Genomic DNA, 25,398 nt, shown 5'->3' on the forward strand with positions numbered 1-25,398 from the left:
TGTTGGTGCGGGCCGGGACGGAACCCTGGACCCATGAACGACAGCTTTCCTGACCGGCCCGGCCTCCCCCTGCGGATCGCGGCCGTCACCGCCGGTGCCGTCCTGCTCTGGTCCGCGCTGCTCCTGGCCAACGACCTGCTGTCGGACGAACCGGGGGGTCAGGGCAACCTCGCGCACTGGATCAACGCCGTGGTCATCGGCGTCCTCGGGACCGCGCTGGTCTGGGCGGCCCGCCGGTACCTGGACCGCCGCTCATGGTCCGGCCTGGGGCTGACCGGTCCGCGGGACGCCTGGTGGCCGTTCCTTGTGGGCGCGCTCTCCTGGCTGCTTCCGGCGGCGGTGGGCCTGGGGGTGGCCCTCGCCCTCGGCGCGTCGGTCACCCCGGCCGTGCCCCTGACGGAGGTCGTGCTCTCCCTGGCGGCCCTCACCGTCCTGGTGCTGCTCTACGAGGCGGTCCCGGAGGAACTGATCTTCCGGGGATACCTGTTCCGCAACCTCAACACCGCGATGTCCGCCTGGTTGGCGGTGTTCGGGCAGGCGGCGCTGTTCACCCTGTGGGGGACGGGTCTGTGGGTCCTCACCGGAGGGTGGGAGGTCCTCGCCGAGAGGTTGCCGCTGTTCCTCGGCATGAGCGTGGTGCTCGGCTGCCTGCGTGTGGTCACCGGGAACGTCTGGGCCTGCGTGGGCTTCCACCTGGCCTTCCAGGTCGCGGCCCAGGGGCTGTTGAACTGGGGCCTGTTCGAGGTCGACGGCCTGGAGACGGTCATGGGAACCGTCTTCCTGCTGCCGTTCGCGCTCGGGGTCACCGTCGCCATGCTGTTCCTGCGCGACACCGGCACCTGGTCGCGGAGGGCCCCCGACCCGGCGCCGTCCGCACCGGGGCGGGCCTCGCGTTAGGGGAGCTCGCCGCGCCGGTGCAGGATCTCGACCAGGTCGCGTACGGCCGGGGCGCACCGGTCGCGTTCGGCGTGGGAGATCCACACCGCTTCCAGGATCTCGTTGTCCGGAACGATCTCGCCGTCGTGTTCCGCCGAGTAGCAGACCAACCGCACACGGGTCCCGGGTGCCTGGGCGTGCGCCTCCTGGTCGATCTCCGCGACCAGGTCGAAGGTGCCGGGGCGCAGGACCACGCTGACCTCCTCCAGGGTCTCGCGGGCCACCGCCTCCTCGTCGCTCTCGCCCGGCTCGCGCTTGCCGCCGGGGACGTACAGGAGGTCCCTGTCCTCGGGGCGCACGCACAACAGGCGGCCGTCGCGTACGTGGACCCAGGCCAGGGCCTCGATGACGGCGGGAGACGGTGAGGGGAGCGAGTTCGCTGACATGTGGCCACTTTAGGTCGCGGTGCGCGGGCGAGAACCGCCGCCCTGTGGTGACCTGAGCCACTAATCTCGTCTTCCGTACACCCACGGCCCGCACCGGCCGGGCCACGGCGAGAGCGGACGAACATGGCACCCTCCCCCTCCGGAACCGGTCCCGGATCGGGCCCCGACCCCTCGGCCGCACGGCCCGGGGCGGACGTCCACCCCCTCCTCGCGGAGAGCTCCAGCGGCGGTGTGCCGCCCCAGACCACGGAACACCGCGAGGAACGCGAACGCGCCTACAACCTCCACAGCGCGGCGATCGGCGCCTGCCTCGCGCGTACGGAGAAGGACCCGTCGCTGGTCGAACGCGCGCGGCTCCTGCTCTCCGAGGAGGCGCGGCTGCCCTTCATGACACCCGACGAGGTCGCCCACGCCAACGCCGTGCTCTCCCGCACCCTCCGTGAGCTCCGCGCCGACCCCGCGCCGCGCCCCTCGGGTGCCACCCCGGACGATCTGGGCCGCGAGCTCACCGACGCCGAGCAGGACGCCCTCTTCGACCTCGCGCTGCGCGACCGGCTCACCGGGACCCCGCGCGAACGCCCCCGGCTGCTGCTCCTCGGGGGCCAGCCCGGTTCCGGGAAGTCCACCCTCCAGCGCCTCCTCCTGCCGGTGCTGCCTCCGGGGACGGTCAGCTACGACGGCGACGACCTGCTGCGGCTCTCGCCCGACTACGAGTGGGCGATGACCGCCGACGACCGGGCCGCCTCCACGTCGGTGTCCGCGCAGGTCGGCGGGGTGCACGACCGGGCCATGGAGCACGTGCGGCGGGGCCGCCACGACGTCGTGTGCAGCCACCCGCTGGGGCGCGCGGACTGGGCCGCCCGGTGGGTGCTCGGCTTCCGGGAGGCCGGGTACCGGGTGGAGGTCGCCTTCGTGGCCACGCACGCCTCCAACAGCCGGTTCTCGGTCTTCGACCGGCACGAGCGGGCCACCCGCGACCAGGGGTTCGGCCGCTGGCTGCCGGAGATCCACCACGACCGCTTCTACCTGGGCGTCCCCAACACCGTCGAGTTCCTGGAGACCCACCACCTCGCGGACTCGGTGTACGTGCTCTCCCGGGAGGGTGAGGTGCTGTACGCCAACCACCGGCGCGAGGGCGGGTGGCGGTCGGAGCCCTTCGGCCGGATCGCGCTGGAGGCCGAGAGGGGCAGACGCGAACTCTGGCGTGCCGAGGACGCGCTCTAGGATCGCTCCCCATGGACATCTTCTCCGCGAGCCCCCTCCTGGTCCGCCAGCCCAGACGCCTCATGGCCGACGTCTCGGACTACGAGATCCTCGACCAGTTCGGACGGCAGATCGCGTGGGCGCGTGAACAGGGTGCGGGCGGCGGCGTGCAGGTGCTGCGGCAGCTCTCCCGCAACACCGGCGGCTTCGAGAGGCTGGTGCACGTCACCGACCTCAACGGCGCGGTCCGGCTCGTCATCCGGAAGCACTGGTCCTGGATGACCGCGACCACCAGCGTGAGCCTGCCCGACGGTCGCCCGGTGGGCAGCATCGAGCAGGACCTGAAGTTCTTCGGGGCCCAGTTCACCCTGATGGACCCGTGGAAGCGGCAGATCGGCACGATCGAGGGCGACCTCGTCAGCCGGGACTTCCGGATCAACGACCACAACGCGCACGAGGTGGCCCGGGTCGACCGCAGCCTGCCCGACCTCGGGGAGATCCTCACCGCGGCGGACAGCTACGCGCTGCACCACCGCTACCCCTCCCTTCCGGAACCCCTGCGCACCCTGGTGGTGGCGTCCGCGATCGCGATCGACCTGGTCCTGCGCGAGGGCAGGTGACCCCGGGAGCTCAGTTCTCCAGGCGGGCCATGGCGGCGCGGTCCTCCTCCCCGAACCGCTCCTCCAGCTCCTCGGGCGAGGCGTCCAGGTCGATCCGGGAGAGCGGCACCCCGCGCGCGGACTCGATGGCGCCCAACCGCCGCAGGGCGCGGTCGCTCGCGTACTCCAGGAGTTCGCCCGGGGGGAGCTCGTAGCGCTGGACGGCCGGGTCCTTCGAGGGGACGTCGCCGTCCCGGACGGTGCCCATGACGTGGGGGAGCAGTTCGTCGAGGCGCTCGCTCACCACGTCCCAGTTGCGGTCGTCGGCGGCGACGTGGCGTCGGCAGGTGAAGGTGCCCCAGGCCATGTGGCGGCGCTCGTCGTCACCGATCCGCCTGATGATCCGGCGCATGCCCGGGAAGATGTCGCGGACGGTGCACACGTGGTTCCAGGCGTAGTAGCCGGTCAGCGCCAGTGAGCCCTCGATGACGTGGTTGTAGGTGACCGAGGCGCGCACCTGGTTGCGGGGGCTGGGGTCGTCCAGGAGGGCGTCCAGCGAACGGGGGAGTTCGTCGTAGAACAGGACGCGGTAGCCGGGGTTGGTGTCCACGTACTCGTGGAGGTCGTCCCGGACGCCGATCGCGTCCAGCCAGAGCCGGAAGGCCTGGACGTGCCTGGCCTCCTCGAAGGCGAACTGGGTCAGGTACATCTCGTCGCCCAGGCGGCCCTCGGCGGCCATGGCGCGTAGGAACGGCTGGAGGTCCTCGGTGACCGCCTCCTCGCCCGCGGCGAAGAGCGCGCACAGCCGCAGGACGCGGGAGCGCGCCTCGTCGTCGAGCTTCCGCCAGTCCTCGGCGTCCTGGGAGAGGTCGATGTCGGCCGGGTTCCAGAACCGCGCGTTGCCCTTGGCGAACAGCCTGAGGGGGAGCGAGTCCCAGTTGAGTCCGCCGCCGCGGAGGGAGTGGAAGCCGTCGCGGCGCTCGGTGGCCGGTGCGTCGGTCATGGGGGGTACCTCCGTCGGGTGTACTGCCCCTCATGATTGGACACGGGCGGGGTTCGTGTAAAGCCCTGAAGGTGTCCTGGGTCACTCGCATTCAGAACCCGGTTCGGATCCGATCCGGTCGCTGCACACGGCGATCCGGCCCCGCCGAAACGGTACGGTCGGGGGAGTACGACCGCATGAACGATCCGATCGGGGGACGACGTGTTCTGTGGTGATCCCGGCAGTTCCGGCTACGCCGCGTGCGCCGCCCAGTCCCAGCTGTTCGCGCTGGCCTCGGTGATCCCCGCGCTGCTCGGCCTGGCCCTGCTGTTGGCCGCCTTCACCGCGCCCTCGGTCCGGGGCGACCGCCTGCTGCGCACCCGGACCCTCACCTACTCCCTGATCGCCTGGGGCATCGCCGCCGGTACGTACGTGATCGGCGTCCTGCCCTCGCTCTGACCCGGGGTCACCGGGTCAGCTCTCCTCCTCCGCGAGCAGGTCGCCCGCGTCCGCGATCCGGTAGGCGTAGCCCTGCTCGGCCAGGAACCGCTGCCGGTGCGCGGCGTAGTCCTGGTCCAGGGTGTCCCGGGCGACCACCGCGTAGAACCGCGCGGTCCGGCCGTCCGCCTTCGGACGCAGCACACGGCCCAGCCGCTGCGCCTCCTCCTGCCGGGAACCGAAGGACCCCGACACCTGGACCGCCACCCCCGCCTCGGGGAGGTCGATCGAGAAGTTGGCGACCTTGGACACCACCAGGGTGCGCAGCTCGCCGGAGCGGAAGGCGTCGAACAGGCGCTCGCGCTCCTTGTTGCGGGTCTCGCCCTTGATCACCGGGGCGCCCAGCCGCTCACCGAGCTCGTCGAGCTGGTCGATGTAGGAGCCGATCACCAGGACCTGCTCCTCCGGGTGGCGCTCCACGATCCGGCGCACCACGGTGGTCTTGGTCTCCGAGGAGGCGCAGAACCGGTACCGGTCCTCCGGCTCGGCGGTCGCGTACGCCAGCCGCTCGGACTCGGTCAGGTCCACCCGGACCTCCACACAGTCCGCCGGGGCGATCCACCCCTGGTTCTCCATGTCCTTCCACGGGGCGTCGTAGCGCTTCGGCCCGATCAGCGAGAACACGTCGCCCTCCCGGCCGTCCTCGCGGACCAGGGTGGCGGTCAGGCCGAGGCGGCGCCGGGCCTGGAGGTCGGCGGTCATCCGGAAGATCGGCGCGGGCAGCAGGTGGACCTCGTCGTAGACGACCAGGCCCCAGTCCTTGGCGTCGAACAGCTCCAGGTGCGTGTACACGCCCTTCCGGCGCGCCGCCATCACCTGGTAGGTGGCGATGGTGACCGGTCGGATCTCCTTGCGGGTCCCCGAGTACTCACCGATCTCGTCCTCGGTCAGGGACGTCCGCTTCAGCAGCTCGGTCTTCCACTGGTGCACCGACACGGTGTTGGTCACCAGGATCAGCGTCGTCGCGCCGGTCATGGCCATCGCGGCCGCGCCGACGATGGTCTTGCCCGCGCCGCAGGGCAGCACGACCACGCCGGAGCCGCCCGCGTGGAAGCTCTCGGCGGCCTCGCGCTGGTACCCGCGCAGTTCCCAGTCGCCGTCCGCGAGGTCGATGTCGTGCGCCTCGCCGTCCACGTACCCGGCCAGGTCCTCGGCGGGCCAGCCGATCTTCAGCAGGGTCTGCTTGAGGTTGCCGCGCTCGCTGGGGTGGACGGAGACCGAGTCCTCACTGATCCGCTCGCCCAGCATGCCCTTGACCTTCTTGGCCCGCACGACCTCCTCCAGGACGGCGCGGTCCGAGGACTCCAGGATCAGGCCGTGCCGGGGGTCGCCGACCAGCCGGAGCCGCCCGTAGCGGTCCATGGTCTCCGCGATGTCCACGAGCAGCGAGTGCGGCACCGGGAACTTGGAGAAGCGGATGAGCGAGTCGACGACCTGCTCGGCGTCGTGCCCGGCGGCGCGCGCGTTCCACAGGGCCAGCGGCGTGATCCGGTAGGTGTGCACGTGTTCGGGGGCGCGTTCGAGTTCGGCGAACGGCGCGATGGATCGGCGGCACTCCGGGGCGAGTTCGTGGTCGATCTCTAGCAGGAGCGTCTTGTCGGACTGGACGATCAGGCAGGACACACGGGGCCTTCCGGCGGGAACGGGCACGGTCACGGGGACGAGGGTGGCCCCAGGTGCAACACGGGAACCCCTCCGATCATGCCCGTGCCGGGGTGGGGTTCGTTACGGCGCGCCCGGCCGACGCGGGTCAGGCCCCCAGGAACAGGAGCATCGACGCGATCACCATCACCGGCAGCAGGAACACCACCGAGAACGCGGTGTAGGCGAAGGTGCACGTCCACGTGTAGCGGATGTACCGCTCCACCGCGTCCGTGTCGGGGACCTTCGTCAGCGCCATCACACCCAGGACGATCCCGGGGACGTTGGCGAAGAGGACGAAGAACCACAGGCCCAGGGAGACACCGAGGACCTGGACGATCAGCGTGCTGACCGCCACGAACAGGGCCGCGACCGCGCCGCCCACACGGGGAGGCGGCCCGGAGGGCGGCGGGGGTCCCGTCGGTGGCCGGGGCGCCGACGCGACGGCCTGGTACGCGGGCGGTCCGGGCGGGGGCGGCGCGGCCGCCCGTCCCGGGGGCGCCGACGGACGCGCGGCGGGGGTGCTCGCGGGCAGCCCCGAACCGGGGACGGAGGTCCGTCCCCGCTCCCAGAAGGCCCTGGGGTCGCTCCGGTCACCGTTCACCGCTGGTCCGTGCCCCCTCACGCAGTTCACCGTGTCTGTGGGTCGCATACCCGCCCCACACGGGTGGGACGCGGACGATCCCGTACTCGTTGCCCCAAACCGGGGTCAGAAGTTGACCACGGGGACGATCTGCTGGATCCAGTCCCCCGCCTGGGTGAACATCACGAAGGTCAGCACCAGCATCACGAAGAACATCACCCCCGCCGCGCCCAGGCAGTACCAGGAGTACCGCGTGAGGACCTCGGCCTGGTCCGGGCGGCCCCGGTCGCGGGCGTGCGCGGCCCGCACCGCGAAGGTGATCCCGGCGATCCCGAAGATCCAGTTCATGCAGCACAGCGCGGTCGCCGCGTGCAGGATGAGCGCCATGGTGGAGCTGTTGGCGCCACCCGTCGAACCCGGGGGGACCGGTTCGCGCCGGTCGTCGTCGCGCTCCCGCTCGGGCGCCCGGTCCCGGCCCTCGGGGACGCGGTCCTCGCGCGCCCGGTCGCGGGGGGAGGAGGCTCCGGGGGGCAGCGGTGCGTTGCTCATGGGGTGTCTCTCGCCGTCGTTGATCGACCTACGCCACTCTAGCCCGCCCGCCCCTCGGCGCTCCGCGCCAGGCGTCAACCGATCGGCCAGACGAGGATGGCGGTCACCGGAGTGGCCGCATCGGGAGCGAAGACCACGGGCTCCACCCGGTGCGGGTGCCCTTCGAAGCACAGCGGCCGTGGGTCGGACTCGCGGTCCCCCGGGGTGAGGATGTTCAGGACGCGATCAGCGAGATCGCCACGATCACGATGAAAGCCGCCACGCAGACGATCAGGAGCCGTAGCGCGGAGGGGTCAACGGTGGGATCGGTCCGGGGGACCCGCGCGACTCGTCGGAGCGCGAGCTCGGGTCGTTGCGCCGGACCGGGGTCGTACGACGGGTCCGGTTCGGTCGCCAGCCCTCGCGTGTTGACCGTCTCCGGTGGAGACGAGACCTGCGGCACCGTCGGGTGGGGCTGAGCCTCCGCTTCGGGCTCGGGTCCCGTCTCTGACCGTGCCTCCGGCACTGTCCCGTTCCCGACCTCGGGCTCCAGCTCCGCCTCCGGTACTGGTTCGGTGGTCGGTTCCGGTGACTGCGGTCCGGTTTCGGAGGCCGGTTCGCTACTCCGTTCCAGCGTTTCCGGTGGTGGCGAGACCTGCGGGACCATCGAGTGCCGCATTGCTGTGGACTCGGGCTCCGCTTGCGGCTCCGGCTCCGCTTCGGGCTTCGCTTCGGGCTTCGCTTCGGGCTCCGCCTCGGGAGTGGCCTCCGTTACCGGCTCCGACTCCGCCTCCGGTACTGGTTCGGTCGTCCCCTCCAGCGTGTTGCTCGTTGCTGGTGAGGGGGGAACCTGCGGCATCGTCGGCTCGGGCTCAGCGTCCCCGGCTTCGGGATCCACCTCGTAGAGCAGGGTGATGATGTCGTCCGGGGCGGGACGCTCCTCGGGTGCGTGGCTCCAACAGGCGGTGACGGTGTCCCTGAGGTCCGACGGCAGGTCCTCCAAGGCGTGCAGGGGCGGGGCGGCGACCACGCGCAGCAGGGTCGCGGGTGCACTGTTGGTCTGGAACGGGTTGACGCCGGTGGACGCGAAGGCGAGCACCGTGCCGAGGCTGAACACGTCCGAAGCCGGGGTGAGTTCCTGGCCTCTGGCCTGCTCCGGAGACATACAGGACAGGGTGCCGAAGATGCGTCCGGTACTGCTGATGGCCGTGTTGTCCAGCGGACGAGCGATGCCGAAGTCGATGATCTTGGGGCCGTCGTCGGCCAGGATGATGTTCCCCGGCTTGAGGTCGCGGTGGATCAGGTCGCGGCCGTGGATGGCGGACAGGCCCTCGGCCAGGCGTGCGGCCAACCGCCGGGCGAAGGGCGGGGACATCGGACCCTGGTCGCGCACCGCCCGTGACAGCGTGGGCCCCGGGATGTACGCGCTCGCGATCCACGGCTGTTCCGCGTGCGGGTCGGCGTCCAGGACGTGGGCGGTGTAGAAGCCGCCGACGCTGCGGGCCGCCTGCGCCTCACGGGCGAACCGGGCGCGGTACTCGGGGCTCCTGGAGTCGCTCTCGTGCAGCCGGTCGGGTCGGATGATCTTGACGACCACGTCCCAGCCGCCCCTGGTCCGGCCGAGGAAGACCTGTCCCATACCGCCCTGACCGAGGAGGTGCGTGAGTCGGTACGGTCCGATCTGCCGGGGGTCGTTCGGACCGACGGTTCGCACTCCGCACCCCTTCCGGCGGCTGGACGTCCGTACGCTTCGATCATCCCTTCTTCCCCGCTTCGGGGCTGCGGATCTGCCTCAGGTGTGGCCGATGGCGGCCAATCGCCCGCGGTTCCGGACCCGTCAGTCGGAGGGGGCGAGCTCGGCCACTCCGGTGATGCGGTGGATGGCGAAGCGGTGCACGGCGTCGCGGGTGGTGTCGTAGGCGGTGAGGAAGCCGCCGTCCACGCGGGTGGGCTCCACGATCCGGCTGACCTGGCGGCCGTCGGTGTCGGTGTAGCCGATCCACACGCGGCGCTCGGCCACGGCGGCCTCAGAGAGGACCTCCATGACCGCCGAGGCCCGGGACCCGGCGGTGCCCCCCTCCGGCAGGGACACCGGCACGCGGGCGACGGTGGCGGCCTCGTCCCCGGCCCGCACCGCGCGCACGGCGGCCCGGGTGAGCTCGGGGGTCGGCGCGCCCTCCACGGTGGACGAGGGGTCGGGCTCGGCGCGGCGTACCTCGGGGCGGCTCAGACGCATCGTGCCGTCGCCGCTCTCGGGAACCGGATGGTAGCCCAGCTGGCGCAGGCGCTCGGTGAGCGCGGCGCGGTTCAGGCCGCTCACCACCACGGTCGGCGCCAGGAGGAGGAGTTCGAGGTCGGCGGCCCGGCGGTCGGAGACCAGTTCGGTCAGCAGCGCGGGCTCGTCACAGCGCAGGTAGCTGGCGGCCGTGCCGGTCCGCAGTCTGCCGTGCCTGCGGCCGGCGTCCGAGACCAGGTAGCGCAGGGCCTGCGGCAGCGGGGTGCGCGAGTGGCGTTCCAGCAGTTCGGTGATGTCGGAGACGCCGCGCCCGGCGTCCAGGGCACGGCGCACGGAGTCCTCGGTGAAGCGGTACACGGTGGCGCCCCCGGTGGACTCCACGTCCGCGACCAGCGCCAGCTCCCGGGCGAGCTCGGTGACGAGCGGCCCCGGCGCCACGGCGGTGAGGTCGCCCTGCACGAGGACGTAGTCCAGCGGCTCCGGCAGCTCGGCGGAGAGCAGGCGTGCGGCGGTCTCCTCGGCGTCCTCGTCGAGGCCGAGCAGGGGACGGGTGTGCTCGGCCAGCGCCCCCAGGCCGGTGAGGCCGAGCGCCGCCGCTTCGGTCAGGGCGGCCCCCACCAGGTCGGCGTACACGGGGGACTGGCGGCGGGGGCGGTGCCAGGCCAGCCGCTCCCGGAGTGAGTCCCCGCTCGGAGCCAGGCCCGGTTCGGCCTCGCCCAGTTCGGTGAGGAGGTCCCGTCGGGCCTGCGGGGCCGCGGGTCTGACCAGCCCGGGGCCGAGCACGTTGCGCACGCGACCGCCCGCGTCGCGGGAGCCCGTCAGGGAGGCCACCCGGTCCGAACCCAGCCACGCCCGGGCCAGGAGCAGCCACCGGCGCTCCGGGGCGCGCTCCCGCCACAGGTCGTACTCGCGGGTCGGCAGCCACTCGCCCGCGACCCGGTGGTCGGTGCCGATCAGCCCGGCGGCGCGGACCACCTCCAGGTACAGGGCGGCCGTGTCCTCGTCGGTGTCCATGGCCTGCGCGGCCCGGCGCAGGTCGCGCACGCCCAGCCCGCCGTTGCGCAGGACGGCGGCGGGCTCCTCGGTCCACCGCTCCAGCAGCTCCTCCACGGCGCGCAGCACGGTGAAGGCCTGTCCGGCGGCGGCGCGGGCGACGGCCTCGGGGGAGACCGGGCGCCCCTCGAAGGCGGGCGGAGCGGTCTCGACCTCGCGGAACAGCACTCCGGAGCGCAGGTGCAGGCCGACCTCGCGGGGCAGGGTCAGGGTGTCGTCACCGGTGGCCACCAGCAGGCCCCGGGCGATGAGGGCCTCGACCGGCGAGGCCGCCGTGGCCAGGCTGACCTCCCGGCGGGCGTCGGTGACGGTGCCGTTGGGCGGTCCCCAGGCGAGGTTGTCCAGCAGGCGCCGCGCGGGGGCCTCGACCTGGCCGATCAGGGCGGCGAGCCGTGCGGGGTCCGACAACGCGGTGGCGACCGTCTCCACGGGGCTGCTGGCGGTGCTGTGCGGGACGAGGTCCCGGGCCAACCGGCGGACGGCCTCGTGCGGAAGCGCCGCCAGGAGGGCCCGCGCGGGCGGTCCCAGCTGCGCCGGGTGGGTCAGGAGCTCGCGCAGCACCTGGACCGGGCGCAGCCGCCCGTGGTCCGGCCAGATCAGGGCGAGGGAGAGCAGGGTGTCCAGGGCCGCGTCCAGCGGTTCGGTGCCCCGGCCGCCGGAGGGGGACAGCCCCAGCCCGTGGGCGAGCTCCGCGGGCTGGGCGCCCACGGGCTCGGAGAGCCGGTCGTCCCCGAGCGCGACGACGGACTCCAGGACCTGGAGCGTGAACCGGTCGAGCCGTTCCAGTGCGCGCAGTGCCGTGTTGCGCGAGGTCGCGCGGTGGGCCAGGGCGCCGATGTCGGCCGGGACCGGCTGCACCAGGTCCGGACGCGCGTCCAGGAGGGCGGTCAGCTCGTCGTCGGAGCGTGAGCGCAGCCAGGCAGTGAACGTGGGGGGCCGCCCCGGCGGATCGCCGTCGGGGCCGCCCGTGCCCCGGTCGGACCCGGGTGGCGCGTAGTCGGTCATCGGATCAACGCTAAGTGATGGGGCGGGGCGGAGCACACCCGCACCCGCCCGCCTCCCCCATCACGGCGGGTCGAACCGTATGTGGGCGGAATTCTCGGACCGAAAAGGAGGGGGAGGGGTTAAAAGGCAGGTCAATGTGGGCCAATATGGGGCCATGACCCAGCGCTCGGAACAATTGGTACTCGACTATCTCTCCGAGGTCGGACTCGCGCTGTACGGTCGTGTGACGCCCAGGGAACGGACCGCCTATCTCGCCAGCCTGCGGGCGCGCATCGACGAGCGACGCGAGGCGGCCGAGGCCGACGACGTCGACACCGTGCGGCGCATCCTCCGCGGCTTCGGATCCCCCGACCACATCGTGCGGGAGGAGCTCACCGGCCAGGCGGTCGACCTCGAGGACGACGAGATGATCCCGCCCAAGCCGCGGCACGCCGACCGTCCGCCGCCGCCCTGGCGAGGCGGCCCCAACCAGGGGTTCATGTCCCTGCTGGAGGGGCCCAGCCAGACCGACCTGCGCATGGACGGCCGGGTCGCCCGCAAGCCCGGGGTGACCCGCAACGCCCTCATGCTGCTCCGGCACCACCCGCCCGAGGCCGTGGCCCTGGTCATGCTCGTCCTCGCCGGAGTGTGGTGGGACGTGGCCTTCCTGTGGGTGCTCGGCGCCGCCCTCATCGTGCTCAGCCAGGTGTGGAACACCCGGGACAAGTGGGTCGGCGTGGGTCTCCCCCTGCTGGCCTGCGTGGTCGGCACGGCCCTGTGGACGGGTGAGGCGAAGTTCGTCGACCAGTACATCCAGCAGGCCCTGCCCGCCACCGGGGTCCCCGCCCTCGGCGTCGCCTCGCTGGTGTGCGTGCTCTACCTCTTCCCGAAGGCCGCCCGCGCGGCCCGGGTCGCGGACCGGTCCCTGAGGAGCTGACCCGTCGGGAGCCCGAACGCCCCGAACCGGTCCGTTCCGTCATTGGTTGGCAAACCCTGGGGAATAACCTTTTCCGGTCGGCCCGTTGGCGCGTATCCCCGTGGGGTGGGTCGGGTAGTCATGTCGGTACACCGCCGCTGTCGCTTCGAGGCGGTGCACGACAGGTGGTCCGGCCTCCAGCTCGGGCACCGGCCCGTCGACGACGTCCCTGACCCCGCCGAGTCCCGTCCCACACTCCGCACCCAGCGGTGACGGGGGCGACGTCGACGCCACGAGGCCCGGGTGAGCCGTATCCGGGCCTCGTTCCGTGTTCCACCAGCGCGGAGCGCCGTCGAATCGGCCCCGCCCATAATCCCTCGCCTTGTTCGACCCTCGGGCACTAATCTGGGACCACCCGTGGAAACCAGGGGCCGCCCGGGGCGGGGGAACAGGTGGACGGCACCGTTTCCGACGTCGCGCGCGCCCGTCAGTGAAAGCATGAGGTCACTACGTGCCCACCGGCAAGGTCAAGTGGTACGACGGCGACAAGGGTTTCGGCTTTCTCACCCAGGACGACGGTGGTGAGGTCTTCGTGCACTCCACCTCGCTCCCGACCGGAACCACCACCCTGAAGCCCGGCCAACGGGTCGAGTTCGGCGTGGCCGACGGACGCAAGGGCGCCCAGGCGCTCCAGGTCCGACTCCTGGACACGCAGCACTCGGTGGCCAGGGCGCGGCGCAAGAAGCCCGACGAGATGGTGCTCATCACCGAGGACCTCATCAAACTCCTGGAGAACGTCTCCAACGGCTACCGGCGCGGCCACCACCCCGACAAGCGCGAGGCGGCCAGGGTCGCCGCCGTGCTGCGCGTGGTCGCCGACGACCTGGAGGCCTGACGGCCCCCGAGGCACCTGGTCAGGGGCCGTGGCGGACGTGTTCGGCGTCCGCCGCGGCCTTTTCGCCGTCTCGGGGGCTCTTCGATCGCTCCGGGGGCTTGCTGGCCGAAAAAACGTGTGACTTCCTGTCCTGAACCCCCGGAATCACGGTCGGTGAGCGGCCAGATCGCCCGTATCCGCCGTCTCTGGTGGCACAAGACTCCGTCAAGAGGGCGTATCGGCCGAACCTTGACCCGCGTTATGGTCAAATCGGTGCCCGCGATCAGTGAGAATGGTGAACGTGAGCCCTTCTCGACGTTCTCCTGTACCGGACAAAGCATGTGTCGACGCGGTGGATCTGGCCCGCTCGGTTGCGGCGGAGGTCGGGCGACCCGAATGGGTCGGTGAGCACCTCACCGCCCAGGTCGAGGACACACGCCTGGTCACCCACTACTTCCAGTGCCTGGACCCCTCCTACCCGGGATGGACCTACTCGGTCACCGTCGTCCGCGCCTCGCGCGCCAAGGACGTCACGGTCAACGAGGTCGTCCTGCTGCCCGGCGAGGGTGCCCTGGTCGCTCCGAACTGGGTGCCCTGGAAGGAACGGCTGCGCCCGGGCGACGTCGGTGTGGGGGACCTGCTTCCCACCGAGGAGGACGACGAACGTCTCGTCCCCGGCTACGCGCAGGTGCCCGACAGCGAACTCGACGCCGAGGGCATGGACAAGCAGATGGTGTGGGAGCTGGGACTGGGCCGACGCCAGGTCCTCTCCGAGGTCGGCCGCGAGCAGGCCGCGGAGCGCTGGTACAACGGCGATCCCGGACCGCGCAGCCCCATCGCCACGGCCGCCCCGGCGGCCTGCGCCACCTGTGGGTTCCTGACCCCGCTCGCCGGTGAGCTGCGCCAGATGTTCGGCGTGTGCACCAACGAGTACGCCCCGGACGACGGCAGGGTCGTGTCCCTCGACCACGGCTGCGGAGCCCACTCCGAGGTCCGCCGCCCCGGCCCGCAGAACGAGCCGGTCGCACCGGTCGTCGACGAGATGGGGTACGACCACATCGTCTTCGACGACACCACGGAACTGGAACTGGTCTCCAGCGACTCCTGACGAGCCGACCACACGGGCCGATCCACCCGAACAACGGGCCCCGTCGCACACGCGGCGGGGCCCGTTCCCGTACGCGCCCCGGCGCGCACGCCACGCGCTCCGCCCGGACCCGAACCGCCGCGGTCGTGGGCTAGGGTCGAGCTACCACCAAGCTCGCCCTGTCGCTCCCGGCACACTCGTGTCGGGCTGATCGGACCGCGCGCCCAGCGCAGGAGGAGACCACCATGGCCGATCCGGTGACCGCTTCGGTGGACGACACCTTCGACACGGCCGAACTGCGCCGCCGCGTGCTGTCGGCGTGGGCCGACGCGCCCGCCCGCTTCCGTGAGGACGCCAACGCCGAGGAGGACTTCGCGCTCGGCGGCTACCGCGACCGGGTGGTGGTCGAGCTCGCGCAGAACGCCGCCGACGCCGCCCGCCGGGCGGGGGTTCCCGGCCGACTCCTCCTCGCCCTGGACGGCGACCGCCTCACCGCCGCCAACACCGGCGCTCCGCTGACCTCGGAGGGCGTGGAGTCCCTGGCCACGTTGCGGGCCTCCAGCAAACGCGACGACCACGGTTCGGCGGGCCGGTTCGGCGTCGGCTTCTCCGCCGTGGTGTCCCTCAGCGACGACGTCACCGTGGACTCCGGCGGCACCGCCGTGCACTTCTCCGCCGAGCGGGCCCGCGCCGTGGTCACCGACCTGCTCGACGCCGACGGCACCCACGCCGACCTCGCGGACGAGGTGGGCCGCCGCTCCGGGCACGTGCCCATGCTGCGCCTGCCCTTCTGCGCCGACGTCGTGCCGGAACGGCCCGGGGGCGACTACGACACCGTCGTCACGCTGGTCCTTCGTGACGAGCGGGCCCGCGAACGGGTCCTGGAACTCCTGGACCGCACGGGGGAGGCGCTGCTCCTCGCCCTGGAGGGGCTCTCCGAGGTGCGTGTCGTCGTCGACGGCGAGGAGCGGACGCTCACCCGCGCGCCCGGCGACGACGGGACCGACCTGGTCACCACCCACACCGACGCCGGTGGCACCCGGGTCACGCCCTGGCGCGTGCTGCGCCGTTCCGGCGAGTTCGCCGCGCACCTGCTCGCGGACCGCCCCACCGAGGAACGCGAACGCTCCACGTGGTCGCTGACCTGGGCCGCGCCCGTGACCCCCGATGGCAGTGTGGCCACGCTGCCCGCCGACGTCGAGCACGTCGTGCACGCGCCCACCCCCACGGACACCGAACTCGACCTGCCCGCCGTGCTCATCGGCACGTTCCCGCTGGGCGCTGACCGGCGCTCCGTGCAGCCGGGCGCAGCCACGGACCTCCTGCTCATGGAGGCGGCCGACGCCTACTGCGCGCTGCTGCGCCGCTTCGCCCCCGCCGCCGCCCTCGACCTCGTGCCCGCCACCCGGGTGGGCGGCGGCGCCGTGGACGCGGTCTTCCGCACCCGGGTCGCCGAACCGCTCCGGGACACCCCGTTCCTGGTCACCGCCGCCGGCCATCCGGTCGCCCCGCGTGACGCCGTCCTCCTGGACACCGGGGGAGCGAGCGGCGCCGCCGACCTCGTCGACCTGCTGGTCGACCTCGTGCCTCCGTTGCTGCCCGGTTCCTGGAGCCCGCGCCATCCGGCCCTGGCCTCCCTGCGGGTGCGCCGTCTGGGCCTGGCCGACCTCGCTGACCTACTCGGGGACACCCGGCGTGCGCCCGAGTGGTGGCGCGGCCTCTACACGGCCCTGGGCGCCGCGGGGAGCGGTGGTGCCGACCTCGACGAACTCGGTTCCCTGCCGGTCCCCCTGGCCGACGACCGCCTGGTCCGGGGGCCGCGTTCGCTGCTGGTGCCCACGGACGACTGGGCGAGGGTCGCGGACGCCGACGGCAACCGGCTCGACCCCGCCGCCCTCGCCACCCTGGGCGTGCGCGTCGTGCACCCCGAGGCGGCCCACCCGCTGCTGCTGCGCCTGGGCGCGGTCGAGGCCGGGGCCGCCACCGTGCTGGCCGACCCCCGCACCGAGGCGGCGGTCCGGGACTCCCTGGACGCCGAGGACCCCGAACCCGTCTCCGAGGCCGTCCTGGACCTGGTGGCCGCCTCCGGCACGACGGTCCGGGACGCTCCCTGGCTGTCCGAGCTGGCCCTGCGCGACGACGAGGACGGCTACTCGATCGCCGCCGAACTCCTCGTGCCCGGCGCGCCCCTGGCTGACCTGCTGGTGGACGACGCCCCGTTCGGCACGGTCCACGACGACCTCGTCCAGCGGCACGGCGTCGACGCCCTGCGGGCCGTGGGCGCCCTGTGGGAGCTCACCGTGGTGCGTGCCGAGGAGGCCGCTCTGGGTGAGGCCCCGCTGACCTTCGAGGGAGCCGGTGACGAGGGCCCGGAGGGCCTGGACGACTGGGCCGACGACGTCCTGGAACGCGTGGGCGACCCCGAGCTCCCACCGGTCGTCCCCGAGCTGGTGTGCGTCGCGGACCTCGATTACGTCGCGGACGACGCCTGGCCGCAGGCCCTGGCGATGCTCTCCCGGGAGCCGCTGCGCGAGGCGGTGGTCGAGCCCGCCCGCCTGCTCATGCCGGACGGCCGGGTGGTCGACGTCCCGTCCTACACCGCCTGGTGGCTGCGGACCCGGGCGCTCCTGGGCGGTCGCGCCCCGGTGGAGCTGCGCACCGCGGACGCCGAACCCGCGCTGGCCGGGCTCTACGACGAGGTGCCCGCCGACGTGGACCCCGAGTTCGCCCGGGCGCTGGGGGTCCGCACGACCCTCTCCGACCTGCTCGCGGACCCGGACGGCCCGGACGACCTGCTCAACCGCCTGGCCGACCCCGCCCGGCACGTGAGCCGCGGCGCCCTGCGCCGCCTGTGGACCGCGCTGGCCGAGGTCGACGCCGACCTCGTCTCCCCGCCGTCACTGGTGCGCGCGGTCAGCGAGGGGGCGATCGTGGTCGCTGACGCCGAGGACGCCGTGGTGGTGGACTCGCCGGACCTGCTTCCCCTGGTGGCGGACCGGCCGCTGGTGCTGGCCGAGGCGGCGGCCGCCGAGCGGCTGGCCGACGTGCTCGACCTGGACCTGGCGTCGGAGAGCGTCACGGGGAAGGTGAACTCGGCCGGTCGTGTCCGCGCGGTCCCCGACGAGGCCGCCCTGTTCCTCGCCGGTGAGGCGGACCGCACGTACCTGCACCACCAGAAGCTCACCGTGGACGGTGTGGAGGTGGAGTGGTACGTCGGGGACGGCTCGGTGCACGCCTCCGGTTCCGAGGGGCTGGCCCGCGCCCTGTGCTGGCGGGCCGGTCAGTGGTCCCGCCGCCACCTGCTCGCGGCCGTCCTGCGGGACCCGTCCTCCGCCGCACACCTGCTGGCCGAAGCCGACCTGGAATAGCCGCGTCGCGGCGACCACGTTGCCGTTGTGGGGTGCACGCCGCACACCCCCTCGGAGCCCGGGGGCGGGAACGTGTCCCCGCCGCCGACGCCCCACCAGCGGCCTACGCCTCGGGGGCGTCGGCCCACTCCGTGACGTCCAGGGCGTCTCCCACGGACACCGTGCCCGGGGCGGTCACCGCGAACTTCGTGCAGAAGGCCACGCCGCCGTCCGCGACGCGGCGGTAGGCGGCCAGGGCGCGGAGCGGCTCGGGGCCGCGCTTCTCCCCGGTCTCCTGGTCGACCGTGGTGACCGCGCAGCGGGTGCACATCTTCGCGTAGCCGAGCTCGGTGGTGCCGATCCGCACCCGGCGGATCAGGTCCTCGGTGTGCGGTTCGGTCCAGCCGGTGACGATGACGTTCGGGCGGAACCGCGCCATCGGCACGGGCTGCCCGCCGTCGGCGACGATGCGCTCGTTGAGCAGGTCCAGGGAGGTCATCGACCCGATCACGGCGGCGTGGCCGTCCGCGAACCCGGCGGTGCCGGGGGTGACTCCGGTGGTCACGCGCCGGTTGTCGTCCGGGACCCGCACCAGGCGGCTGGGGCGGCCGAACAGCTCGGTGAGCCATCCGGCGACCTCGTCGCCCTGGTCCACGCCCACGAGGGGGTTGTGGTGCACCGTCACGTCGAGACGGGGGCCCTCGGGGTCCACGTCCACCTTGACCGGTGAGAACCCCTCGGTGCTCAGGACCAGCCGGGAGCCGTCCGGGGTGAGGTCGGGGAGGATCCGCGCCATGCGGGGGTCCCTGCGCTGGCTGCGGAAGTCGCCCGAGTCGTCGACCACCATGAACGAGCGGTCGTGGGTGATCCCGGCGGAGGTGAACTCGGCGGTGCTGAGGGGGAGTCCCGCGCATCCCTTGACGGGGTAGACGGCGAGGGAGGACACGCGGACGGTCGGAGTGGCACTCATGACGACGACGCTACCGGCCCCCTCAGAAGACGGCGGACGAACCCTCGCGGAATCCCTTGGCGTCCTGGACTGTGGTTCGCCTCACAGGTAGTAACTGTACCTTCTGGAAGGTACAGTTACTCCTATGCGACCCAGTTCGAGAACCCTCATCCTCGATGCCGCCGTCCGGGTGACCGAACGGCAGGGCATCACCGCGCTGACCCTCGAAGCCACCGCCGAGGAGGCCGGGCTGACCAAGGGCGGCCTCCTCTACCACTTCCGGACCCGGGAGGACCTGCTCCTGGCGATCCAGCGCCACCTCGTCCAGGGCTGGGAGGACCGGTTCCTCGCCGAGCTCGGTGGGCCCCGAACGGAGGCCACCCCCGAGGAACGCGGCGCCGCCTACGTGCGCGTCATGATGCGCGGCGAGGTGAACCACGCCGACCTCGCCTTCATGGTCGAGGCCGAGTCCAACCCCGAGCTGGCCCGGATCTGGGGCGAGCTGATGGAGCGCTGGGCACCCACCCCACGCGCGGTCGACCAGCGCGGGCTGGACCTGTTCCTCGCCCGCCTGGCCGCCGACGGGCTCTGGCTGTTCAACGCCACCCCGGGGAACGCGCTCCCGGACGGGGTGGCGCGGGCCCTGCGGGCTCGCGTGGCCGAACTGACCGGAGCGGAGCCGCAGGCTCCCGGAACCGAGGAGGTCTCATGAGTGACGCGCACGAGGTCGGGACCGCACCCGTCTCCAGGGCCAGACGCTGGCTCGTACTGGCCGCCGTCTCCGCCGGACTGCTGCTCATCTCCGTGGACATGACCGTGCTCTACACGGCCCTGCCCACCCTCAGCTCCGACCTCCGGGCCAGCGCCTCGGAACGGCTCTGGATCATCAACGCCTACCCGCTGGTGATGGCGGGCCTGCTCCTGGGCGCCGGGACCCTCGGAGACCGGGTCGGGCACAAGCGGATGTACCTGGTGGGGCTCGTGCTGTTCGGCGCGGCCTCACTCGTGGCCGCCTACGCGGTCAGCCCCGCCATGCTGATCTCCGGGCGCGCCTTCCTGGCGGTGGGAGCCGCCGCGATGATGCCCGCCACGCTGTCGCTGATCCGCGTCACCTTCGTGGACGAGCGCGAACGCGGGATCGCGATCGGGGTCTGGGGCACCATGGCCATGGTCGGCGCGGCGGTCGGGCCCATCGTCGGCGGGGCGCTGCTGGAGTTCTTCTGGTGGGGCTCGGTCTTCCTGGTGAACGTGCCGATCGTGCTGGTGGCGCTGGTTCTGGCCGCCGTGGTCGCGCCGGGCGGTTCGGGCAGCTCCGACCGCCCCTGGGACCTGCTGGCGTCCGTGCAGGTCATGGTGGGCCTGGTGGGCCTCGTCTACACGATCAAGGAGCTCACCGGACCCGAGCCGTCGCTCCTGGCGGTGGTGGTGGCGCTGGGCGCCGCCGTGGCGGGGTTCTGGAGCTTCGTACGCCGCCAGCGCGGCCAGACCTACCCGCTGATCGACTTCGCGCTCTTCCGCGACCCGCGCATCCTCGTCGGTGTGCTCGCGGCCGGGATGGCGATGTTCGCGCTGGCCGGGGTGCAGCTGGTCCTCACCCAGCGCCTCCAGCTGGTGCTGGGGTTCAGCCCGTTGCAGGCGGGCACGACCGTCGCCGCCATGGCGCTCGGCGCCCTGCCCGTGGGCGTGGCCGTCGGAGCCCTGCTGTACCGGGTGGGCACCCGGCCGATGATCGTCGCCGGGCTGCTGACCTCCGCGGTGGGAACCGTGGTGGTGCTGCTGTCGGCCTCCGCTCCGCTGCCCTGGACCGTCGCCGGACTGCTGGTGCTCGGCGCGGGCACCGGTGCCGCGATGACCGCCGCGTCCGCCGCGATCGTCGGCAACGCCCCCGCGCACCGGGCGGGCATGGCCGCCTCCGTGGAGGAGGTCTCCTACGAGCTGGGCAGCCTGACCGGGGTCGCGATCCTGGGCAGCATGATGGCCGCCGTGTTCGCGCGGACCGTCAGCCTGCCCGACGGGGCACCCGCCTCGGCGGCCGAGGGCATGGACGAGGCCCTCGCCGCGGCCCGGGACCTGGACGCCGCGAACGCCGCCGAGCTGGTGTCCGCGGCCGCCCGGGCCTTCGACAACGGCTTCCTGGTCACCCTGGTCATCGCCGCCGTCGTCCTGCTCGCCTCCGCCGCGTTCGCCTTCTTCCACAAGCGCGGCTGGAACGGCGAGGCCGCTGGCCGGACCTCCGGTCAGAAGGGGAGGGGCGAGGTGAACAGCAAGCTCAGGTCGACGGAGTAGACCAGCGGGAAGACGACGGAGACCAGGGCGGCGACCGCCACCGCGCCCAGTGCGGGGAGAAGGCGGGGGAAGCGGCGGACCACGGCCCAGACGAGCAGGGCCGCGCCGACCGTGATCGACCCCCACCAGTACGCGGCGGGCGTGGTGGCGGCGATGACCGTGAGGCCGTACAGGCCCTCTCCGACGAGAAGGCCGCTCACCGCGCCCACCGCGAGGGGCGTGTACCGCGAGCGCGTCCTGAGGGCGTGGGCGCCCCACCCGAGGAAGGGGCCGACGACGACCGCGGTCGTGCACCAGAAGAGTGACGAGCCCAGGGAGGGGGAGAAGCCCCTCAGGACCGAGGCCAGGTCGTACCCGGCGACCATGGCGAACAGGGTGAGCACGCCGGTCGCTATCGCGAACCCCCGCCGACGGGACGGGTACGCGAGGAGGAAGGCGGCCACGCTCCAGGACCCCGACGAGTTGGCCAGAGGCGACAGGACCTCGGGGAGCATTCCCTGCGCGTACGAGGTGAGGACCCCCACCAGCAGCCCCGCTCCGACGGCGACCGCCAGGGAGAACCACGGAGACCGGTCCCGGGCGGGCGCGGGCCGCGCCTCGGTTTCGGGAGGGGACTGGTCGCTGTCGGTGCTGCGCGTGGTCATGGTGGGGTCCTCGGGGCGTGGGTGACGGGACGTCTCCGGCCCCCGCCGGGGGCCGTTCCCTGTCTCCTATCGACGGGGCCCGCCCCGGCGGTTCGTCAGCGGTCGTGGGGGACCGCCCCCGGCGGTCCGTCAGCGGGCGACGCGGAAGAACCCCTCGGAGATCAGCGTGCGCAGCGCCTCCGGGGTGCGTTCCCGGATCATCACCGGGTCCTCGCCCATGAGGTCCGCGATGGCGTCCAGCAGCGGACCGACCGGCATGGTGCCGTCGCAGACACTGGCCAGCGCCGCCTCCACCGTGCCGATCCGCGCCACACGGCGCAGCCCGTCGCGCTGGCGCAGCAGGATCTTCTCCGGGTCGGGAGCACCCGGCACGGCCACGCGGTCCTCGACCACGTTCGGGGCCAGTGCCACGTGCGCGGCCAGGAGGGCGGCGTCGGTCAGGCGGTGGGCGGTCATCGCGCCGTCCACCACGTCCGGAAGGTAGGGGCCCACCGGCTGCTGGACGTCGTGCCGCAGTTCCTCCACCCGCACGGTGGCGTCCTGGGCGACGTCGTTGCGCAGGCTGATCCAGCCGAAGCCGATCCCCTTGATGCCCTCGCGGTCGAAGTAGTCCAGCCAGGCGTCGTAGCGGCGCGTGTACTCGGGGGTGCCGTGCTCGCAGGAGTCGCGCAGCCACAGCTCCACGTACTCGGCGGGGTCCTGGACGTCGCGCTGCACGACCCAGCCCGAGCATCCGGTGCCGGTGATCCAGCCGCCCACCCGGTCCTGCCAGTCGTCGGAGTCGGTGTGCGTCCAGTTGGCGAGGAACTGCCCCCAACCGCCCTCGGTGAGGTGCGCGGGGGCCTGCCGGACCAGTTCGGCGCAGACGGTGTCGCCGGGCAGGTCGGACTCGCGGTAGGTGTACCGGGCCGCCTCGGGGGTGATCACGAACGGCGGGTTGGACACGATGAGGTCGAAGCGCTCGTCCCGGACCGGTTCGAAGAGCGAACCCTGGGCCAGGCGGGCGCCCGTGATCCCGGACAGGGCGAGGCTGATCCCGGCCAGGCGCACCGCGCGCGGGTTGAGGTCGGTGGCCACCACCTCGCGGGCGCGGGAGGCCAGGTGGAGGGCCTGCACGCCGCAGCCGGTGCCCAGGTCGAGGGCGCGGTCGTAGGGGCCGTCGACGATCAGGCGGGAGAGGTTGGCGGACGCGCCGCCCGCACCGACCACGTGGTCGGCGCCCGGCACCTGCCCGCTGCCCGGGCGGACCTTGGGGTCGGACACGACGAAGCCGGGTCTGCCGTCCTCCAGCTCCCAGGGGCCCAGGTGGACGAGGGCGCGGACGACCGCGCCGTCGGCCCCCTCCTCGACGGTGACCAGTCCCGCGTCAGCGAGCTCGTCGACGGGGAGGATGGCACGGGCCGCGCGCGCCGGGATGGGGGACTGGAGCCACCACAGGCGCAGGAGCAGTCCGAGGCGTTCCTCCCCGCCCGTGGCGCGGAGTGCGGGCACGAGCTGCTCGCGGGCCAGGGCCTTGGCGGCGGCGTCACCGAGGCGGTCGCGGACCCCGGACACCGTGTAGTCGGCGTCGATCAGGGTGCCACGGAGCCGGTCGGCGAGTCCTCGCGGGAATTCTGTCTCAGACACCCGCCCATTATCGGTCAGGTGACGAGGTGCCCCGGTGCGCTGGCGGTGCCGTTCAGGGGGTTCCGGGTGCGCTCGGGTCCTCCTCCGTCAGCCGTTCGGCCACCCGATCCGCCGCCTCGTCGCGCTTGCGGAACAGGCGCGGGATGTAGAGGAACCCGAAGACTCCCAGGGCGATCCCGGTCACACAGACGCCGATCCACCACTTCTCGGAGGACGGCACGCCGTCTCCCATGGCGAGGAGCACCACGAGGGCGATGGTCCACGCGACCGTGCCGATGGCGGCCGGGACGCGGTAGTCGCTCTCGTGGACTTCGGGGTCGGGCTGACGAGGTTTGGGCACGGATCCAGGCTATCCGCTGGTGTCCGGCGGGTGCGGTAGCGGTGCGACGGGTCGAGGCCGACGGGGAGATGCCTTGGTCACACCCCATGATCCGATCTCCCCTTCATATGGCGATTTCTCTGAAATTGATGTGAAACGGGTGTCTGGTGTTGTACGAAGATGCAACTAATCTGGCGCAGAATCCTTGTTGTCCAGTAACACGACCAGGTCAGGCTGACGACGTGAACGCACCGACTCCCTCCTCCACTGACGAGCACCGACGGCCCAAAGGCGCGGTGGACCGCTACTTCCGCGTGTCCGAACGCGGCTCCACCATCGGCACAGAGATCCGCGGTGGCATGGCGACCTTCTTCGCCATGGCGTACATCGTCGTCCTCAACCCGCTGATCATCGGCACCGCCGAGGACGTCAACGGCGACACCCTGGGCATCCCCGGCGTCGCCGCGATGACGGCCCTGGTCGCCGCCCTCTCCTGCGTGCTGATGGGCGTGGTCAGCCGCTACCCCTTCGCCATCGCGGCGGGCATGGGCCTGAACGCCGTGGTCGCCTACGGCATCGCGCCGCTCATGACCTGGGCCGACGTCTTCCTGCTGATCATCATCGAGGGCGTCGTCCTGCTCATCCTCGTGCTGACCGGCTTCCGTACCGCGGTCTTCGCCGCGATCCCGCCCGGTCTCAAGGTGGCCATCGCGGTCGGCGTGGGCCTCTTCCTGGCGCTCATCGGCCTGGTCAACGCCGGTTTCGTGCAGGCGGGCGAGGGCACCCCGGTCCAGCTCGGAGACGGCGGCCTCAACGGCTGGCCGATCCTCATCTTCGTCATCGGCCTGCTCCTGAGCATCGCCCTCTACGTGCGCAACGTGCGCGGCGCGCTGCTCATCGGCATCGTGGCCACCACGTTCGTCGCCATCGCGGTGGAGACGCTGTTCGGTGACGGCGCCGACGCCCTCGGGTGGGGCCTGACCGTGCCGAGCCTGCCCACCAGCCCGGGCGACCTGGTCGCGCTTCCGGACGTCTCCCTCCTGGGCATGTTCCTCGACGGCGGTCTGTCCGGCCGCTTCTCCGACATCGGCGTGGCCACCGTCGTCATGCTGGTCTTCACCCTGCTGCTGGCCGACTTCTTCGACACCATGGGGACCATGGTCGGCGTCGCCCACCAGGGCGGCATGGCCGACGAGGACGGCAACATCGAGGGCACCCGTGAGGTGCTGGTCGCGGACTCCCTCGGCACGATCCTGGGAGGCGTCGGCTCCGCGTCGGTCGCCACGCTCTACGCGGAGTCCGCGGCGGGTGTCGGTGAGGGCGCCCGGACGGGTATCGCCCCGATCGTCACCGGCGCGATGTTCCTGGTCGCGACCCTGTTCACGCCGCTGGTCACCCTGGTGCCCTTCGAGGCGGCCACCCCGGTCCTGGTGATCGTCGGCTTCATGATGATGACCCAGGTGACCAACATCGACTTCAAGGACCCGGCCATCGGCATCGGTTCCTTCCTGGCGATCATCATGATGCCGTTCACCTACTCGATCGCCAACGGGATCGGGTTCGGCCTGCTCGCCTACGCGTTCGTCATGCTGGTCACGGGCCGCGGCCGCCGGGTGCACCCGCTCCTGTGGCTGATCTCCGTGGTCTTCCTGATCCACTTCGCGGAGGCGCCGATCTACGCGCTGATCGGGTGACCTCCTGATCCGCTGAGCCGTGTCGGA

22 protein-coding genes are annotated in these 25,398 nt (G+C 72.5%); 11 read left to right on the forward strand and 11 right to left on the reverse strand.

Features of this window, described 5'->3' with window-relative positions:
- Window positions 1-33 precede the first annotated feature (33 nt).
- Window positions 34-897, forward strand: a complete 864-nt coding sequence (locus AC0VYL_RS02765; RefSeq protein WP_475482225.1) for a lysostaphin resistance A-like protein — start codon at window positions 34-36, stop codon at window positions 895-897.
- On the opposite strand, the gene AC0VYL_RS02770 is transcribed toward AC0VYL_RS02765, so the two are convergent.
- Entirely contained in the window at window positions 894-1,322 is a 429-nt protein-coding gene (locus AC0VYL_RS02770) for an NUDIX hydrolase (protein WP_475458781.1), read from the reverse strand. The two genes, AC0VYL_RS02765 and AC0VYL_RS02770, sit on opposite strands and share 4 nt — an antisense overlap.
- A gap of 123 nt (window positions 1,323-1,445) precedes the next feature.
- Between AC0VYL_RS02770 and AC0VYL_RS02775 the strand changes: the two genes are divergently transcribed.
- Window positions 1,446-2,546 (forward strand): zeta toxin family protein, encoded by a 1,101-nt coding sequence (locus AC0VYL_RS02775; RefSeq protein ID WP_475482226.1) that lies wholly within the window; start codon window positions 1,446-1,448, stop codon window positions 2,544-2,546.
- Window positions 2,547-2,557: 11 nt separating this feature from the next.
- Complete coding sequence (locus tag AC0VYL_RS02780) at window positions 2,558-3,145, forward strand: LURP-one-related/scramblase family protein (RefSeq protein WP_475482227.1); 588 nt, start codon at window positions 2,558-2,560, stop codon at window positions 3,143-3,145.
- Between the two features lie 10 nt (window positions 3,146-3,155).
- Here AC0VYL_RS02780 and AC0VYL_RS02785 read toward each other — a convergent pair whose 3' ends face one another.
- Window positions 3,156-4,127, reverse strand: a complete 972-nt coding sequence (locus tag AC0VYL_RS02785; protein ID WP_475482228.1) for a R2-like ligand-binding oxidase — start codon at window positions 4,125-4,127, stop codon at window positions 3,156-3,158.
- Window positions 4,128-4,328: 201 nt separating this feature from the next.
- Between AC0VYL_RS02785 and AC0VYL_RS02790 the strand changes: the two genes are divergently transcribed.
- Window positions 4,329-4,565, forward strand: coding sequence for a hypothetical protein (locus AC0VYL_RS02790; RefSeq protein ID WP_378737755.1), 237 nt, complete (start codon window positions 4,329-4,331; stop codon window positions 4,563-4,565).
- 15 nt (window positions 4,566-4,580) lie between these two features.
- Here AC0VYL_RS02790 and AC0VYL_RS02795 read toward each other — a convergent pair whose 3' ends face one another.
- The 5 genes from AC0VYL_RS02795 to AC0VYL_RS02815 all read right to left on the reverse strand — a co-directional run bounded on the left by AC0VYL_RS02795 (window position 4,581) and on the right by AC0VYL_RS02815 (window position 11,650).
- Entirely contained in the window at window positions 4,581-6,227 is a 1,647-nt protein-coding gene (locus tag AC0VYL_RS02795) for a DNA repair helicase XPB (RefSeq protein WP_475483454.1), read from the reverse strand.
- A gap of 127 nt (window positions 6,228-6,354) precedes the next feature.
- Entirely contained in the window at window positions 6,355-6,849 is a 495-nt protein-coding gene (locus AC0VYL_RS02800; RefSeq protein ID WP_475482229.1) for a hypothetical protein, read from the reverse strand.
- A gap of 105 nt (window positions 6,850-6,954) precedes the next feature.
- Window positions 6,955-7,377, reverse strand: coding sequence for a hypothetical protein (locus AC0VYL_RS02805; RefSeq protein ID WP_475482230.1), 423 nt, complete (start codon window positions 7,375-7,377; stop codon window positions 6,955-6,957).
- A 214-nt stretch (window positions 7,378-7,591) separates the two neighbouring features.
- Window positions 7,592-9,070, reverse strand: a complete 1,479-nt coding sequence (locus tag AC0VYL_RS02810) for a serine/threonine-protein kinase (protein ID WP_475482231.1) — start codon at window positions 9,068-9,070, stop codon at window positions 7,592-7,594.
- Window positions 9,071-9,193: 123 nt separating this feature from the next.
- Entirely contained in the window at window positions 9,194-11,650 is a 2,457-nt protein-coding gene (locus AC0VYL_RS02815; RefSeq protein WP_475482232.1) for a helicase-associated domain-containing protein, read from the reverse strand.
- A 154-nt stretch (window positions 11,651-11,804) separates the two neighbouring features.
- Between AC0VYL_RS02815 and AC0VYL_RS02820 the strand changes: the two genes are divergently transcribed.
- From AC0VYL_RS02820 to AC0VYL_RS02835, 4 genes are all read left to right on the forward strand, one after another.
- A complete protein-coding gene (locus tag AC0VYL_RS02820) occupies window positions 11,805-12,566 on the forward strand; it encodes an HAAS signaling domain-containing protein (RefSeq protein WP_475482233.1) in 762 nt (253 codons plus the stop codon).
- Window positions 12,567-13,056: 490 nt separating this feature from the next.
- The gene (locus tag AC0VYL_RS02825) at window positions 13,057-13,440 is read left to right on the forward strand and encodes a cold-shock protein (RefSeq protein ID WP_017544059.1); all 384 of its coding nucleotides are present in this window, start codon (window positions 13,057-13,059) and stop codon (window positions 13,438-13,440) included.
- Between the two features lie 331 nt (window positions 13,441-13,771).
- The gene (locus AC0VYL_RS02830) at window positions 13,772-14,527 is read left to right on the forward strand and encodes a DUF3027 domain-containing protein (RefSeq protein WP_017544058.1); all 756 of its coding nucleotides are present in this window, start codon (window positions 13,772-13,774) and stop codon (window positions 14,525-14,527) included.
- A gap of 224 nt (window positions 14,528-14,751) precedes the next feature.
- Complete coding sequence (locus tag AC0VYL_RS02835; RefSeq protein ID WP_475482234.1) at window positions 14,752-17,874, forward strand: sacsin N-terminal ATP-binding-like domain-containing protein; 3,123 nt, start codon at window positions 14,752-14,754, stop codon at window positions 17,872-17,874.
- Window positions 17,875-17,977: 103 nt separating this feature from the next.
- Here AC0VYL_RS02835 and AC0VYL_RS02840 read toward each other — a convergent pair whose 3' ends face one another.
- Complete coding sequence (locus AC0VYL_RS02840; protein ID WP_475482235.1) at window positions 17,978-18,823, reverse strand: MOSC domain-containing protein; 846 nt, start codon at window positions 18,821-18,823, stop codon at window positions 17,978-17,980.
- A gap of 124 nt (window positions 18,824-18,947) precedes the next feature.
- Here AC0VYL_RS02840 and AC0VYL_RS02845 point away from each other — a divergent pair, with 124 nt between their 5' ends.
- A complete protein-coding gene (locus AC0VYL_RS02845) occupies window positions 18,948-19,514 on the forward strand; it encodes a TetR/AcrR family transcriptional regulator (protein ID WP_475458805.1) in 567 nt (188 codons plus the stop codon).
- A complete protein-coding gene (locus AC0VYL_RS02850; RefSeq protein WP_475482236.1) occupies window positions 19,511-21,088 on the forward strand; it encodes an MFS transporter in 1,578 nt (525 codons plus the stop codon). Before AC0VYL_RS02845 ends, AC0VYL_RS02850 begins: the two co-directional genes overlap by 4 nt.
- On the opposite strand, the gene AC0VYL_RS02855 is transcribed toward AC0VYL_RS02850, so the two are convergent.
- From AC0VYL_RS02855 to AC0VYL_RS02865, 3 genes are all read right to left on the reverse strand, one after another.
- Window positions 21,040-21,732, reverse strand: a complete 693-nt coding sequence (locus AC0VYL_RS02855; RefSeq protein ID WP_475482237.1) for a DUF6518 family protein — start codon at window positions 21,730-21,732, stop codon at window positions 21,040-21,042. The two genes, AC0VYL_RS02850 and AC0VYL_RS02855, sit on opposite strands and share 49 nt — an antisense overlap.
- A 129-nt stretch (window positions 21,733-21,861) precedes the next feature.
- On the reverse strand, window positions 21,862-23,358 hold the full coding sequence (locus AC0VYL_RS02860) for a DUF7059 domain-containing protein (protein WP_475482238.1): 1,497 nt from the start codon (window positions 23,356-23,358) through the stop codon (window positions 21,862-21,864).
- Window positions 23,359-23,410: 52 nt separating this feature from the next.
- Window positions 23,411-23,698 carry a DUF2530 domain-containing protein gene (locus tag AC0VYL_RS02865; protein WP_475482239.1) on the reverse strand — a complete coding sequence of 96 codons (288 nt, stop codon included), beginning with the start codon at window positions 23,696-23,698 and terminating at the stop codon, window positions 23,411-23,413.
- Window positions 23,699-23,919: 221 nt separating this feature from the next.
- On the opposite strand from AC0VYL_RS02865, the gene AC0VYL_RS02870 reads away from it, so the two are divergent.
- Window positions 23,920-25,371, forward strand: coding sequence for an NCS2 family permease (locus tag AC0VYL_RS02870; RefSeq protein WP_475458817.1), 1,452 nt, complete (start codon window positions 23,920-23,922; stop codon window positions 25,369-25,371).
- Window positions 25,372-25,398: the final 27 nt, after the last annotated feature.

The organism is Nocardiopsis sp. iso_238, from assembly GCF_056173325.1.

What these genes read in the sequence shown, in the direction of transcription:
- AC0VYL_RS02765 (WP_475482225.1), top strand. Translation starts at nt 34, where the DNA reads ATGAACGACAGCTTTCCTGACCGGCCCGGCCTCCCCCTGCGGATCGCG.
- AC0VYL_RS02770 (WP_475458781.1), bottom strand. Translation starts at nt 1,322, where the DNA reads ATGTCAGCGAACTCGCTCCCCTCACCGTCTCCCGCCGTCATCGAGGCC.
- AC0VYL_RS02775 (WP_475482226.1), top strand. Translation starts at nt 1,446, where the DNA reads ATGGCACCCTCCCCCTCCGGAACCGGTCCCGGATCGGGCCCCGACCCC.
- AC0VYL_RS02780 (WP_475482227.1), top strand. Translation starts at nt 2,558, where the DNA reads ATGGACATCTTCTCCGCGAGCCCCCTCCTGGTCCGCCAGCCCAGACGC.
- AC0VYL_RS02785 (WP_475482228.1), bottom strand. Translation starts at nt 4,127, where the DNA reads ATGACCGACGCACCGGCCACCGAGCGCCGCGACGGCTTCCACTCCCTC.
- AC0VYL_RS02805 (WP_475482230.1), bottom strand. Translation starts at nt 7,377, where the DNA reads ATGAGCAACGCACCGCTGCCCCCCGGAGCCTCCTCCCCCCGCGACCGG.
- AC0VYL_RS02815 (WP_475482232.1), bottom strand. Translation starts at nt 11,650, where the DNA reads ATGACCGACTACGCGCCACCCGGGTCCGACCGGGGCACGGGCGGCCCC.
- AC0VYL_RS02820 (WP_475482233.1), top strand. Translation starts at nt 11,805, where the DNA reads ATGACCCAGCGCTCGGAACAATTGGTACTCGACTATCTCTCCGAGGTC.
- AC0VYL_RS02835 (WP_475482234.1), top strand. Translation starts at nt 14,752, where the DNA reads ATGGCCGATCCGGTGACCGCTTCGGTGGACGACACCTTCGACACGGCC.
- AC0VYL_RS02840 (WP_475482235.1), bottom strand. Translation starts at nt 18,823, where the DNA reads ATGAGTGCCACTCCGACCGTCCGCGTGTCCTCCCTCGCCGTCTACCCC.
- AC0VYL_RS02845 (WP_475458805.1), top strand. Translation starts at nt 18,948, where the DNA reads ATGCGACCCAGTTCGAGAACCCTCATCCTCGATGCCGCCGTCCGGGTG.
- AC0VYL_RS02850 (WP_475482236.1), top strand. Translation starts at nt 19,511, where the DNA reads ATGAGTGACGCGCACGAGGTCGGGACCGCACCCGTCTCCAGGGCCAGA.
- AC0VYL_RS02855 (WP_475482237.1), bottom strand. Translation starts at nt 21,732, where the DNA reads ATGACCACGCGCAGCACCGACAGCGACCAGTCCCCTCCCGAAACCGAG.